At 40.8% G+C, this 14,056-nt stretch carries 12 protein-coding genes; 4 read left to right on the top strand and 8 right to left on the bottom strand.

Annotation, left to right across the window (positions count from 1 at the left end):
- Positions 1–284 precede the first annotated feature (284 nt).
- Positions 285–1,028, bottom strand: a complete 744-nt coding sequence (locus P364_RS0128385) for an SDR family NAD(P)-dependent oxidoreductase (RefSeq protein ID WP_024633414.1) — start codon at positions 1,026–1,028, stop codon at positions 285–287.
- A gap of 220 nt (positions 1,029–1,248) precedes the next feature.
- Between P364_RS0128385 and P364_RS0128380 the strand changes: the two genes are divergently transcribed.
- A complete protein-coding gene (locus tag P364_RS0128380) occupies positions 1,249–2,382 on the top strand; it encodes a LuxR C-terminal-related transcriptional regulator (RefSeq protein ID WP_024633413.1) in 1,134 nt (377 codons plus the stop codon).
- A gap of 77 nt (positions 2,383–2,459) precedes the next feature.
- On the opposite strand, the gene P364_RS35685 is transcribed toward P364_RS0128380, so the two are convergent.
- Together P364_RS35685 and P364_RS0128370 are read right to left on the bottom strand one after the other, a co-directional pair.
- Positions 2,460–3,761, bottom strand: a complete 1,302-nt coding sequence (locus P364_RS35685; protein WP_024633412.1) for a sensor histidine kinase — start codon at positions 3,759–3,761, stop codon at positions 2,460–2,462.
- Positions 3,736–4,434 carry a response regulator transcription factor gene (locus P364_RS0128370; RefSeq protein ID WP_024633411.1) on the bottom strand — a complete coding sequence of 233 codons (699 nt, stop codon included), beginning with the start codon at positions 4,432–4,434 and terminating at the stop codon, positions 3,736–3,738. The genes P364_RS35685 and P364_RS0128370 overlap by 26 nt, the downstream gene beginning before the upstream one ends.
- Positions 4,435–4,721: 287 nt before the next feature.
- Here P364_RS0128370 and P364_RS0128365 point away from each other — a divergent pair, with 287 nt between their 5' ends.
- Both P364_RS0128365 and P364_RS0128360 read left to right on the top strand, forming a co-directional pair.
- Positions 4,722–5,222: a DedA family protein gene (locus tag P364_RS0128365; protein ID WP_024633410.1), complete on the top strand. Its 501-nt coding sequence runs from the start codon at positions 4,722–4,724 to the stop codon at positions 5,220–5,222.
- On the top strand, positions 5,219–5,806 hold the full coding sequence (locus P364_RS0128360) for a class I SAM-dependent methyltransferase (RefSeq protein ID WP_024633409.1): 588 nt from the start codon (positions 5,219–5,221) through the stop codon (positions 5,804–5,806). The genes P364_RS0128365 and P364_RS0128360 overlap by 4 nt, the downstream gene beginning before the upstream one ends.
- Before the next feature lie 724 nt (positions 5,807–6,530).
- Here P364_RS0128360 and P364_RS0128350 read toward each other — a convergent pair.
- The 3 genes from P364_RS0128350 to bglS all read right to left on the bottom strand — a co-directional run bounded on the left by P364_RS0128350 (position 6,531) and on the right by bglS (position 10,550).
- The gene (locus P364_RS0128350) at positions 6,531–7,376 is read right to left on the bottom strand and encodes an MFS transporter (protein WP_024633407.1); all 846 of its coding nucleotides are present in this window, start codon (positions 7,374–7,376) and stop codon (positions 6,531–6,533) included.
- A 183-nt stretch (positions 7,377–7,559) separates the two neighbouring features.
- Complete coding sequence (locus P364_RS0128345; protein ID WP_024633406.1) at positions 7,560–9,548, bottom strand: Na+/H+ antiporter; 1,989 nt, start codon at positions 9,546–9,548, stop codon at positions 7,560–7,562.
- A 288-nt stretch (positions 9,549–9,836) separates the two neighbouring features.
- Positions 9,837–10,550, bottom strand: a complete 714-nt coding sequence (bglS, locus tag P364_RS0128340) for a beta-glucanase (protein ID WP_024633405.1) — start codon at positions 10,548–10,550, stop codon at positions 9,837–9,839.
- 303 nt (positions 10,551–10,853) lie between these two features.
- Here bglS and P364_RS0128335 point away from each other — a divergent pair, with 303 nt between their 5' ends.
- On the top strand, positions 10,854–11,960 hold the full coding sequence (locus tag P364_RS0128335; protein WP_024633404.1) for an FAD-dependent monooxygenase: 1,107 nt from the start codon (positions 10,854–10,856) through the stop codon (positions 11,958–11,960).
- Between the two features lie 152 nt (positions 11,961–12,112).
- Here the strand turns inward: P364_RS0128335 and P364_RS0128330 are convergent, their stop codons facing one another.
- Positions 12,113–13,294 (bottom strand): NupC/NupG family nucleoside CNT transporter, encoded by a 1,182-nt coding sequence (locus P364_RS0128330; RefSeq protein WP_024633403.1) that lies wholly within the window; start codon positions 13,292–13,294, stop codon positions 12,113–12,115.
- Positions 13,295–13,347: 53 nt separating this feature from the next.
- Complete coding sequence (deoD, locus tag P364_RS0128325) at positions 13,348–14,055, bottom strand: purine-nucleoside phosphorylase (RefSeq protein WP_024633402.1); 708 nt, start codon at positions 14,053–14,055, stop codon at positions 13,348–13,350.
- Between the last annotated feature and the right edge of the window lies 1 nt (position 14,056).

Raw genomic sequence — 14,056 nt, 5'->3', positions numbered from 1 at the left:
TGTTATCCCCAGATTTTTTTAAATCCCTTATAAAGGGGAAATCCGGGGATAAAGGCGAACGCTTCGCTTCTTCACGTTATTTCTGTCCTCTCCGTTATCGTGTAAATGTTTAGTTCAATTTATATAGTTGTTTAGCGTATCTAAAAAGTCGTGGGGGATTCCAGTACTCTACTTGATCGAAACGTAAAAAAACCTCTAAATCATTGAAGAAGTCTTCAACATTCAGAGGTTTATTACGATTCGGAAATCTGTTTTCAGATCAAATTATGTTTTTCTCACCCAAATTAATGTGCAGTATAACCTCCATCAACAAGCAAGGTCGTACCATTCACGAAACTAGCATCATCGCTGGCCAGGAACAACACAGCTTTTGCTACTTCTTCCGGACGTCCAAGTCTGCCCTGCGGATGAAGTGAAGTTAAATATTGTTTACTTTTTTCATCTACGTTCTTCAATAAAGGAGTTTCAATGTATCCAGGACATACCGCGTTGACACGGATTCCCTCTTTTGCATAAGCAGTACATAAATTCTGAGTTAACAGCTTAACTCCACCTTTTGCCGAGGCATATGCTGTGGTTTTAGGCAACGCAACAAAGCTGTGAATTGAACCAGCATTCACAATAACTCCGCCATTTCCTTGCTTAAGGAACTGTTCGATTGCATATTTATCGGAAAGAAATACGCCTGACAAGTTAATATCAATCGTACGTTTCCATTTATCATAGGATAATGCATCAGCAGTATCGTCATCTGCAACCCCCGCATTTGCATACATAATATCCAGTTTACCGTATTTCTCAACAGTTTCATTAATCATGTGCTTAATATCTTCTTCTTTAGTAACGTCTGTTTTGATGAATACCGTATCATGACCTTCCCCATTGAGTTCGGCAGCTAGTTCTTTACCATGATCGGAAAAGTCAGCAATGACGACTCTTGCTCCTTCTTGTGCGAAAAGACGAACGGTGGCTTCACCAATTCCACTGGCCCCACCTGTGACAATAGCAACTTTATCTTTTAATTTCATACGATTCAACCGCTCCATTCAACATTAGTTAAGTTTATATACATATTTTGTCCATTCATTACCATCTTATAAATCCTAATCGGACTCAAAAGATTCAAGACCTTGTACTCTTCAATCTTACTCTTTTAATTTTGAAATACTATCCTATAAAGTTCTGTGTAATAATGGATTGTATACCCCCCGTTTGTAGGGTATTTTATTTTGAAGGGAACGGCTTATTATGACACAATCTTTTCACCCATATGCTGAAATGACTTTTCAGGAATTTGTATTGTTTTTCAGAACGCATAGCAAACAGCTCGAAGAAAATACAAACATTTACTTGATATCGGAAATTAACATCTCTGAAACACATCGGATCGAAACGGAAGCGTTGATGAAATCCTTTTTTCGCATATTTACTTATTCAGATATTGAAAATATGGATCATCACTACTCTTCTTATTTGGACACCTGGGTTCAATCTCAGCTATCCATGTTAAATATGGCAAGCTTAAATTGGCTTCAAATTATCTTTGAAAAAGCTTTGCTGACACTATTGATCCAATTGAAACATCAGCGAATGATGGAACCAGTCATGTTTATGCTATCTGTTTCTTCTTATCTGATGCATAGCTTTCATAAGTGGGCAGATACGGAGCCTGTAACTCATGATACGGATGAAAATGACGAATTGAAGAAGCTCCGTCTGCTGGACCAATTAAACAAACTCCTAGTCAGTTCTTCCGGAGTTTCCGATCTAGCCTTTATTCTTAAAAAATGTGAGAAGTATTTCAATTATAAACGTTGTGTTTTCTATGCCTATGTACCTTGGTCCAACCAGTTCTATGGGGTCATCGGCGAAGAGCTTCCAAAGGTTCAGAGTATGAAGGGACAATTGACTGAGCAAAATCTAATCTTCAACTCCAAAAGACCGATCTATTTGAAAAATCCAAAGCCTTATCTAAGGGACGAACATATCGAGTTATTTCACTTGTCTTCCATCATATTTGTACCGATTGCTCATGAGCATCAATTGTATGGCTGGGTTACTTTTGACCAAATGGGAGATTCATTTGACTGCACGAAGGGTGAACTGGAGTTGCTTGAAGAAGTGGGAAAGCGAATTGGGTTGTTTTTATCCAGAAAAGAAAAGGAAAACACCGCGAAAACGATGGCCATTCTGTTAACAGAAAGGGAGTCTACCGTTCTCAAACTTCTGGCAGAAGGATACGATAACAAGAAAATCGCTTCCTTGTTGTTCCTAAGTGAGTATACCGTGAGAGATTACGTAAGCAGCTTGATGATCAAGCTTCGTGCCAAAAACCGGACACAGGTCGTTGCCTCTGCTTTCCGTTGGGGTTTATTGAGTTAGTACATTGTGTTTAAATTCAATTCGTTAAAAATAAAAGATCACCAACTTGTGTCCATGTTGATGATCTTTTATTACATTTAGTGCTTTTTAGGTAAAAGCAAAATTACGTTGAATTGATCACCATGAATCTCGATTTTAATCTGCCCTCCGTGTAACTCAACGATGCTTTTCACAATGGCTAGCCCTAGTCCCGACCCCTCTGTCTGGCGGGATTCGTCAGCTCTTTTGAAACGCTCGAACAATTCTTCCGCAGCAAAATCAATTTCATAGGCAGAGGTGTTTTGAATTTTGAAGGTTACCTGATTATCAGACTCGTCCAAATAAATATAGATTCGAGTTCCTGGAAGCGAATATTTCTGCGCATTGTTAATTAAATTTTCAAATACACGCCACATTTTATTGCCGTCCAAATATGCATGAATTGGGAATTTCGCAATCCTCTCCCGAATTTCAAGCGACGCTTGTCCCCTATGCGTGTTTGATTCCGCAATCGCCTGGGTCAACAAAGTTGCCACATCGACGTACTCCATATCCAGATCTACTGTGCCGCTGGCCATCTTTGATATATCGAACAGATCTTCAATCAACAGCTTCAGCCGCAGTGCCTTACGTTCCAGCGTTTCAATATAGGCTCGGGATGTCTCCTCAGAATGATTTTCTTTTTTCAATAAATCGACATAGTTGATAATAGAAGTAAGCGGGGTTTTCAAATCATGCGATACGTTGGTAATCAGTTCAGTTTTTAAACGCTCGCTTTTCATTTGATGTTCCAATGCACTTTGATATCCGGCTTTCATATTGTTAATATAGCCAGCAAGTTCAGATAGGGAGTCGTTTCCGTTATCCTGAATGGAATTCTGAATATTCCCTTCGGCAATCTCTTTACTTCCATTGATGATGGCGATGAAACGTCTAAGCTTGGAAAGTACATATGGAACCAGAAATAACACAAATAGCAACAAATAAAGGATGAGCCATTCCTGTCCGTAATATGTGACTGCCTCCCAAAAACAAATGCCGGATATCGCAGTCAGCAGAAACATAATGATGAGGCCAAACGTTAGTCTCCCGTTTTGTAAGCTGGCTCTAAGGCCCGTTCCCCAATTATGAAAATAATCCATCAGCACACAGCCATGCCAGAAGGAACGTCTACTATGAGGTTCCTTAAAATAAAGATACAGTCGAGCTGCCAACAACCCAAGGATTATAATGGACAGCAATTCCAAAATAAAAATTGAGGTTGAAAACCTCAGACTCAACCCCAGATATAAATACTCGTTTATAAGTATATAGATCCATAAAATAACGGCGACAATGATGACAAGCAGGTCGATTCCAACCTTTCGATCTGCTTTACTTTTTCTCGATTTTGTATCCAATTCCCCATACCACCTTTAAATATTTTGGGTCTTTGGGATTGATTTCAATTTTTTCTCGAATATTTCTCACATGAACGGCAACCGTATTCTCTGAAGCAAAGATCGGTTCATTCCACACGCGCTCATAAATTTCCTCAATTGAAAAAACTCTGCCCTTGTTCTCCATAAGTAACTCCAAAATTTTGTATTCCTTCGCTGTCAGTCTTACGTCCTCTCCATCTACCTCGATAGTCTTCGAGCTTTTGTTCAGCATGAGTCCTCTGACTTGGATAATTTCATCCCCATTTGACTGGAAGGAACCTAAATTCGTAAACCGGCGTAGCTGAGATTGGACTCTGGCAATTAGCTCCAGAGGATTGAACGGCTTCGTGATATAGTCATCGGCTCCAACGTTGAGTCCCAAAATTTTGTCGCTATCTTCCGATTTGGCCGAAAGCATAATGATCGGTATATTTTTGCTTTCACGAATTTTAAATGTGGTTTTAATTCCATCCAGCTGTGGCATCATGTTGTCCATGATAATCAGATGAATCGTTTCCTGTTCAAGGATTTCTAGCGCTTCCAATCCGTTGGAGGCCGTAAATACATCTACATCATTGCTTTTTAAGTAAATAACGAGAGCTTCTCGAATTTCCGGTTCATCGTCTACAACAAGAATATTATTTATCTCCATATTTCTCACCTTCATCGCGTAATTGCTCCTACAACTCTACAATACTTTCTGCAGAGGCACCAGTTACGTAAAGCGAATACATTTTTCCATTTTCGTTTCACCAGACCATCATACACGATTTAAATGAAAAATCTTTGGTATAAAAACGAAGGAATTTCTGAAGTTTTTAAACATCGTAGTTTCTTTCCTACTAACTGCAAATTCTTTAGATTTTCTTTAGAAATTCACTAATCAATTCCTTAATTTCTCTCGTTAAGATACAGCTATCAACATGAGGAGTTGAAAAAATGATTATTAATACAGTATTAAATCTTATCCATCAATATGGCTATCTTTTCTTTTTTCTGGCCTTCTCTTTAGGCCCGTTCGGAATCCCCATTCCAAATGAAGTAACGATTCTTACCAGTGCTATTCTAAGTCGCTCAGGTTTTATCAATCACTGGGTTGCTTATATCAGTATCCTGATTGGCCTGCTAACAGCCATCACCGTTGCTTATTTTACAGGCAAATTATTCGGCCACAAATTCAAACATAAATTTTCACACAATAAGCACTATCTCATAGCCGAATCCATTTTAAGAAAAAGAGGCCATGTAGCAATGTGTATCGGAATGTTTATCCCGATTGTGCGTTATTTCATGCCTTTGCTCATTGGATTGAGCGGTATTAATTATCAAAAATTTGCATTTATAACGTACTCAAGCGCTCTGCTCTGGACGATCACTTTTTTTGCATTAGGAAGTTTCTTTGGAATCCCAATCTTATCCATGCTGGAGGATATAAAATGAAATCAAATGATAGTCTGCTATTTTTAAAGAGTTTTGTGAAGAGCCCCAAAAAAGTGGGGAGTATTATTCCAAGTTCTCGTTTTTTGGCCAATGCGATGGTTAAACAAGCAAGTTGGCAAGAAAATATGACAGTTGCAGAGCTTGGGGCAGGGACTGGAGCCATTACCCGATACATTCAAAAAAATGCACATAAAAGCACCATAGTTTTATTATTTGAAATGGATCAGACGATGCGGACCATTTTACAAAATGAATATCCAAATTTCACTTCTTACCCGAACGCGGCTACTTTAATGAACACAATGAGGAATGAAGGCATAGATGAACTGGATTATATCTTTAGCGGTTTGCCTTTTTTTAATTTTGAACGTACATTAAGGACCACTTTAATCGAACAGATTCACCAAGCTCTCAAACCTGGAGGACAGTTTATTGCTTTTCAATATTCTCTACAAATGAAAAAACAACTATCCGAAAAATTTATTATCGAAAAAATTGTGTTTGTCCCTCTGAATATTCCTTCAGCTTACGTTTATGTGTGTCGTAAAAAAGAAAGTAATAACTTGCAAATATCTTTATTCTAATTGTAGTTTGAATTGTGGAAGCTCTATGATTCCTTTGTAATTTCTCAAACTGCATTCTATGATAATCAAAAAACCAGTGAATGAATTTAAATCCCACTGGTTTTACACTTTATTTCGTTAAAAAGGGATCTTTCAATGCATATTCATAAAAAAGAATATTTGAAAAGCCCATAGTAAAGAGGTCCAATCATGATAACTAACGTTATTAACATCCAAACTCTCCTCACCGCAATCGGTAATTCCTCTAGAATTTCTTTATCTTCATAATCCTTTAGAAGCATCGTAAACGATATATCCCACAGAAAAGCTATCACGGTAACAATTTTCCAGAAAGCAGGAGTTAGAATAGTGTTTTCTGTAACGAACCCTAACAACCCAATCCATGTAATGACAGATACGATGAAATCTATTTTGCTAAGTTTTGATTTATACTTCCCTTTAAATAAAAACGCGAGAGATGCTGTTCCCAGCAGTCCAAGATACATCGTCCATAAAAAGTAAACCACATACATTCCGCCTTTTTGTTAAATTTCACATCTCCTTCTATATCCTTTTGCATTATAGCCAATCAATTTCGCAATTGATATATTAAAAACCTTCCATATATAGGGTCATTCCACTATCCGCTCACAACCTATGTACCCTATCTACTATATTCTTTCTACATCATAAAATAAAAAGCCGCTTAAATAGCGACTTTCAATCGGACTATGTTTTGTCTCCCTCAGGTAACCTTCGTCCGTAAGCTTAAAAAGATCATGGCCAAGCTGAATGCACATCCCCCAGCAATTCCAAGTAAAACTGTCCATAATGAAATGAGAGCATTTCCCCCGAAGTAAAGGCCTCCCAATGAGACAAACAACAGGATAGTCATTATGATGACCAGTAAACGTTGGTTCTTCATGCGTCCCGCAACGATCGGCACGATGAACGCTACGGGCAGCGCAGCTGTTTGAAATAGTGATAACATCCAACCCGCGCTGTCTTCACTCAAGCCCCGGCTTGTCATCATTTCAGGCAACCAAGCAACCAAAACATAGAATAAGAGAGATTGCATCCCCATAAAAATCGTAACCATCCATGCCAGAGGCGAACGCCACAGACTTCGCCGCTTGAGCACACCACTTGTTGCCGCTATGGCAGACCCTCTACTCGCCCGAGCTTGAGGCAACCAGAATAGCGCGGCCAACAGAACGAGTACGCCCCAAATGCCAAGTGCACCATTCCAGCCGAAACCGAGGTCGCGGGCGACCGGAACACTGACACCGGATGCAATCGCCCCGGATAAATTCATCGACACGGAGTACACACCGGTCATGAGGCCGACTTGATGAGCAAAATTACGTTTGACCAGACTTGGAATGAGCACGTTGCACACCGCAATCGCCAGCCCAATCAAAGCAGTGACTGCAAACAAAGAAGCGGTTGCGGCCAACGAACGGGTCGCGATACCTACTATGAGTAAAACCAACGCATAAAGAAGGGTTCGTTCCACCCCAAAACGGCGTGCCAGAATGGGGGCGAACGGCGAGAGCAGCGCGAAAGCAAGCAATGGCAGCGTTGTGAGCATCCAGACAACTCCTTCTCTGAAAAACTGCCTATAGTTAATCGGGACGAGAACTGTGCTGGACTTGGGAAGAAACTTGTTCCGCAAAGCAAAAAAGCCGCTAAAATAGCGACTCTCAATGGGTTACCAGGAATGATGTATGCACTTCTACTAGGTTTTTAACAAGAACATTAATCCGGATCGATCTCAACTTGTCTCTTCTCGCAAATCATGCTCCATGAAGAGAATGTCGCGTTTCATTTCCTTCATGCCCTGTCTTGAAATCCGGCCAGCCTCGAACATGGACTGGATGTTGTCTCTCTCCAGCTGAATTCCGACCCGTGCCAGCTCCTGCATCGCTGTACCGAAGTCTTTTCGAGTGTCGGCATCCCGTTCATTTCTGGTCAGACCCAGCAGCATACGTTCATATTGCAGAATCAGCGAGCTGACCAGCTCCATATCCCGCTCGCCTTCTGCGAGCAGAACATTTAGCTGCTTAATGACATAAGTAACATTTTGAATTCTAAGTCTGTTCAATTCTGCCCTTCTTTCTCGAAAACTTAACCGGAATTGCTTCAGTACTCCGAGCACTTCGTCCCAATGTTTTACCGGGAATAACTCTTTTTTATAACGCGCATCTCTTGTGTGCATAAACAACAGTTGGTTAATTCGGTTAAGGTAACGGTACGCTGTGTACGGATTCACTTCTTTCTTTTCAAGTGCAAGCAGCGTATTCTCTCTTTCCCAGTTCAGAACGGACAAACCCAAGGATCGCTGTGCCTTATTTTTATTTTCATCTTTCTTGAGTGTTCGGATTCTGGAAGTATACGTATTGATGATCTGAGCGGTTGCAAGCCGGTTCTGGTCCGTGGTCAGTTCATTTAATCCAGTAACCACATTCCTCAGAATCTCAATTTTGGCCTGAATCTCATCCTCTTCCTGCTCCGTTTGTGTTTCTTTACCTAATAAAAGCGGCAACAGATAGTTGGATGCCAGAAGCGTCCACAGGATAACTCCAGATGCAAGGAAAATGATCAGATCCCTGGCCGGAAATGCAGTGCCATCATTAAGAAAAAACGGCAATGACAACGTACTCGCCAGTGTGATCGTTCCCCGGACTCCCGATAGGCTCAGGATAAGCGCATTCTTCAATCTAAGCTTCCAAGGTTCGCTCTGTTTGGGCCCTTTAGAAATATCCATCAGAATAGCCCAGATGAGACGCAGCCCAAGTACAGCCAAAGTCAATACCAGTGTATACATAATGACTTTAAAATTCCCTATTTCCGGGTTACTCCAAATCGTCTGGATAATATCAGGAAGCTGTGTTCCAAGCAACAGGAATACCAGTCCGTTCAACACAAAGATAATGACCGACCAGGTGCTTTTGGATACAACACTTAGCTTGGCTACCTCGGGGTTCATTTTCTTGTAACCCAGAGAATGTGCAATCCCTGCAGCGACGACGGCGAGGATACCGTTGACTCCTAACTCCTCCGCTGCCATGAAAATCAAAAAGGGAGTCAAAATCTCAATCAGCATGTGGAGCGTGACATTCTCCATCCCCAGTTTTCGTAACCACTTCACCACACCATATTTTACAAAGGTAAGCAGAAGGCCCAGTACAACACCCCCAAGTGAAATGGAAATAAAGCTGATACTGGCAGATTGGAGTGAGAACACACCAGTGACCATTGCGGCTACGGCAAATTGAAATGAGACCAGCCCCGATGCGTCATTTATTAAAGATTCTCCCTCAAGAATTTGCATCGTCTGATGGGGAATCTTCACTTTCTGCTCCAATGCACCCACGGCCACAGCATCGGTAGGTGCTAGTGCAGCCGCCAATGCAAAGGCTGCCGCCAGCGGGATGACCGGAAGCAGCCAATTTAGGAAATAACCCATCACGGCCACAGTTACAAATACCAAACCCAGTGCAAGCAAAAGGATAGGTTTCTTCAGCTTCCACAGCGCTTCTTTATCCGCATGTCTGCCATCATTGAACAGCAACGGGGCAATGAATAGTAGCAAAAAAAGCTCCGGATTTAATTTCAATTCATAGTGCAAAGGCAGCAAAGTAATTAACATACCCAGCGCGATTTGAATAATAGGCACCGAGATCGAAGGGATAAACCGGTTTACTAAATTAGATAATGAAACTACCGCAAGCATTAGTAAAATAAACTCAAACAATTCCAAACGAATCTTACCTCCATATTGATCTGCAATAAGCAGCTTTTCGTGAAAATAGGTTCCTAACAACAAGAATTAATCTTATTGTAAAATGCATTTGTGAACTGAATATGAATCGCTTTTCACTTTTCACGTAGGCTGCCCAGAGCAAGATTCTATAATTCCCACAGGTTTCTTTATCGGAATTACAGAACATTTCGTTAACACTCCCTAATCGAAATTTCTATTTAGTAGATATGTAGAGATGAAATTGATCAAAACAAAAGCAGCCGGCGAGCGGCTGCCTCTATATAGCTAATTACTCGTATATTTAACCCAGTCGTACTCTGCGTACAATGGATTGGCACCATTATAAGGACCTAACCAGCTATCAACCCCGGTTCCATTCCATATATTCATCATAATTTTACCTGGTGTTACGGGGATATTGCTGGTTGCGGTATGCTTTAATACGCCATCAACATACCACTTGATATACCCTGGTTGCCAGTCGAAAGCATAGGTATGAAACCCCTGTGATGCATCAAAGCCAAGGTTAATAACCTTTTCATGACCACCCACCCCATTTGTAAAATAATTAAATTGCACTTTGGTCGTGTCTTTTCCTAAAAATTCAATATCAATTTCGTCCCATTGCGTGCCATGAGCAGGTCCTGTGTACGTAAAAAAGGAGGAAACTATGCCTGTATTTTTGGCAGGTTTCATGCTGACTTCATAAAGCCCATATCCGTAATTATTAGTCGAACGGTACTCCCCGCAATCAAACTTGTTGTATGCAGAACTTGTCAAACCCAGCTTGAGCTTTCCATCATTCGTAAAATTGACATTGTTGGCGCGCCACGTGCAGTTGAACATATCTCCGTTGGAGTAGCCATCTGCCTTTTGCCATGTTTCCGGGTTAAAATAAGTTAATGGTTCCCAAAAAACATAACTTGCAAAAGCACTTACCGAAATAAACAACGATACCACACCTGCCACTACCAACGTGTACCAAGACTTCCTCTTCATCACACACCTCCATGAATGATTTCAAACATGTCGAAGTTTGGGCAAGCGATCCCCAAAAAAAAACGAGTAGATACTCTTGCGGCAGCAAAAATATAAAGCGCTTACATGTTTGGTGTTTTCATTCTATATGGATGTAAATGGAATAACTATAACAATCTTTAAAGATAGATATTCATTTCTAAAGTTTTTCGTGATGAAAAGGTCAACGCCTTATTCTGCACGATCTGTTCATTTCCAGTTCATAAAGCTATTTTACTCTATACAAAATCATTAGAAATATTATGGATCACGGGAGGAACGAATATGAAAAAAAACATCCTCGTCAGCGGGGCGAGCTTTGCCGGCATCTCAACAGCCTACTGGATGAAGCAGTTTGGCTACAACGTGACCGTTGTTGAGATTGCTGAAGGTCTTAAAAAAGGCGGCACACCTGTAAATATTCGTGAACATACGGTCGACATCGTGAAACGTATGGGGCTGCTAGGCCAAATCCAGTCGAACAAAATAGACATGGAATTGATGGAATTCAAAAATGCCGATGATGTCACAGAACGATTCGAAATCCGTGAGCAGCTGGCAGAAGATGAATATGAAATCGAGCGAGATGTATTGCTGGATATTATGTTCGAGGCTGTCAAAGATGACGTTGAGTTTATTTTCGGAGATAGCATTACATCATTGAAGGAAGAAAATAATGGCGTTGAGGTAGCTTTCAAAGGAGGACAAAAGCGCTCGTATGACCTGGTATTCGGCTGTGATGGTATTCATTCGGCGGTCAGAAAATTATGCTTCGGAGAGGAGACGAAATTTTCGCATTTTCTTAAAAGTTATTTCTCTATCACGATCGTGGATAAGGTGTTGATCAGGGAGAATACGACACAGATGTACAACGAGCCGGGCAAAGCGATCATGCTGAACACCTATAACAATAAAACCGATATTGTCCTATGTTTTTCTTCGGAGAAGGAGCTCCCCTACGATTACCGAAACGAAGAACAGCAACGGGATATCATTTTGAATCAATTTTCTGGACTAGGCTGGCGAACGCCGGAATTGCTGGAAGAAGTGAAGAACTCGAAAACTTTTTACTTTGACAAACTGTGCCAAATGAAAATGCCGTCGTGGACAAAAGGCAGGGTAGCGCTAGTCGGTGATGCTGGATACTGCGCCTCTCCGGCTGCTGGCATGGGTGGATCACTGGCGATAGATGGGGCGGCAGCCTTGGCTGATGCTTTCCAAAAAAACGATGGGAATTTTGAGCTTGCGTTCCAAGAATATAATAAGAGTTTCCGTCCTTTCATTGAGGAAGTGCAAGAAAACGCGGAAATGATGGTAGATTTTCTTGTCCCACGAACTGAAGAAGCCATTCGCGAAAGAATTTCGCAAGCCGCATCCATCAAGGACATCTGAGGAACAACCTGTAGGATATGGAGAGGCTATCATTTGATGGTATTTTTCCCGTGTGTATTTGTTGAGTTTAATGATTAGGACCAAGTTCTTGTCCTCAGTTTGGGGCAAGAACTTGATTCTTTAAACAACAGCTCCATTTCGAGTTGGTTCACCTAAAATATAATACCGATAATTATGGCCGATAAAACGCTTACAAGAGTTGCCCCATATAACAGCTTCAATCCAAACCGGGCAACAATATTCCCTTGTTTCTCATTCAGTCCTTTCACTGCACCTACGATTGTACCAATGGACCCAAAGTTAGCAAATGAGATTAGAAAAACGGAGACAATGGCTGTAGTACGGCCACTTAAACCATCTTGGATCTTAACAAAGTCAAGCATAGCTACAAATTCATTCGCAACCAATTTCGTTGCCATGATACTACCGGCATGAACAGCTTCATGCCATGGCACACCGATCATAAAGGCAATGGGTGCAAACACATACCCTAGAACTCCTTGGAACGAGATGCCAAATATGCCACTGAAGACCCCGTTAATCAAGGCAATAATCCCGACAAAACCAACTAACATGACCCCAACCACGATGGCTACTTTAAAGCCGTCCATAATATATTCGCCCAGCATTTCAAAAAACGTTTGTTTCTCCTCTTCCTGGACTTCAACAATATCTTCTTCAGCTGTAACTTCATACGGATTAATGATGGATGCAATGATAAAGCCGCCAAATAGGTTTAATATTAATGCAGCCACTACATACCTAGGTTCGAGCATCGTCATATATGAACCAACAATGGACATCGATACTGTCGACATTGCAGATGCACATAATGTATACAAGCGATGCTTTGGTAATAAACCAAGTTGATTTTTCACCGAAATAAATACTTCATTTTGTCCTACAATTGCGGCTGCAACCGCATTATAAGATTCCAATTTCCCCATGCCATTTACTTTACTTAGCACCAGACCAATATACTTTATAATGAATGGCAGTATTTTGTAATGTTGCAGAATCCCTATTAATGCTGACATAAAAACGATAGGCATCAAAACATACAGGAAGAATGTATGTGCTCCTTCATTCGCCATCCCGCCAAAAACAAAGTTCGTTCCTTCGTTGGCATATCCAAGTAATTTCGAAAAACTATCGGCAAAACCTTTAATTAAAAATTCGCCTATACTCGTTTTTAGTATAATTAATCCCAAGCCTATCTGAATAACAATCATAATAATGATAGGACGATATTTAATTTTCCGCTTATTATTACTCGCAAGCCATGCCAGCAATAGAACCATAATCAGACCGACAACAGAAATTAGATAATGCATGTTTAACCCTCCAAATTATCGGTACATTTTTTTGGAATCCTCATATCGATAAATTAGCTCTCAATGGCTGTGTTAAGTGCTATTTCGACCATTTCATAAAAGGATTGCTCACTGTCTTGATGAGTTAAGTGCTCCTGTGTTAACAGTTGACTGCCTACTGTCAAAATGGATAGGGCTTTTACACCATATTTAGCGGCTGTAGTATAGAGGGCTGTGCTTTCCATTTCGACCGCTAATACACCAAAATCCATAAACTTGTGAAGACGATCTAAGTTCTCACGATAGAATTCATCGGAATTATAGATGTTACCCACAAAGACACTTACCTGTTTAGCTTGTGCTTGTTGATACGCTTTCATTAACAATGAGAAATCTGCCGTAGGTGCATAATTACAGCCATGGAAGATCTTATCCGTCATATTACTATCTGAAGACACGGCTTGAGCGATTACAATATCGCGGATATTAATTTCTTTCTGCATGGCGCCACATGTACCGATACGAATCAATTTCTTAACTTCATAATCGACGATCAATTCCGTTGCATAGATACTCATCGATGGATTTCCCATTCCTGTCCCTTGAACCGACACCGGTATGCCCTTGTACAATCCGGTGTACCCATACATACCTCTTACTTCGTTATAACAAATCGTCTCATCTAAAAAGTGTTCTGCTACGAATTTTGCACGCAAAGGATCTCCCGGAAGCAAAACGATGTCCGCTATTTCTCCTTTTTTCGCGCCTAGATGCCTACTCATA

The sequence above is a fragment of the Paenibacillus sp. MAEPY2 genome (genome assembly GCF_000499205.1).
Taxonomy (GTDB): domain Bacteria; phylum Bacillota; class Bacilli; order Paenibacillales; family Paenibacillaceae; genus Paenibacillus; species Paenibacillus vandeheii.
This window is presented reverse-complemented; position numbering and strand designations above follow the sequence as displayed.

Bases quoted from the DNA above. Each gene is read 5' to 3' on its own strand.
- deoD (WP_024633402.1), bottom strand. From the start codon at position 14,055: ATGAGTAGGCATCTAGGCGCGAAAAAAGGAGAAATAGCGGACATCGTT.
- bglS (WP_024633405.1), bottom strand. From the start codon at position 10,550: ATGAAGAGGAAGTCTTGGTACACGTTGGTAGTGGCAGGTGTGGTATCG.
- P364_RS0128385 (WP_024633414.1), bottom strand. From the start codon at position 1,028: ATGAAATTAAAAGATAAAGTTGCTATTGTCACAGGTGGGGCCAGTGGA.
- P364_RS0128360 (WP_024633409.1), top strand. From the start codon at position 5,219: ATGAAATCAAATGATAGTCTGCTATTTTTAAAGAGTTTTGTGAAGAGC.
- P364_RS0128365 (WP_024633410.1), top strand. From the start codon at position 4,722: ATGATTATTAATACAGTATTAAATCTTATCCATCAATATGGCTATCTT.
- P364_RS0128335 (WP_024633404.1), top strand. From the start codon at position 10,854: ATGAAAAAAAACATCCTCGTCAGCGGGGCGAGCTTTGCCGGCATCTCA.
- P364_RS0128380 (WP_024633413.1), top strand. From the start codon at position 1,249: ATGACACAATCTTTTCACCCATATGCTGAAATGACTTTTCAGGAATTT.
- P364_RS0128330 (WP_024633403.1), bottom strand. From the start codon at position 13,294: ATGCATTATCTAATTTCTGTTGTCGGTCTGATTATGGTTCTATTGCTG.
- P364_RS0128350 (WP_024633407.1), bottom strand. From the start codon at position 7,376: ATGCTCACAACGCTGCCATTGCTTGCTTTCGCGCTGCTCTCGCCGTTC.
- P364_RS0128370 (WP_024633411.1), bottom strand. From the start codon at position 4,434: ATGGAGATAAATAATATTCTTGTTGTAGACGATGAACCGGAAATTCGA.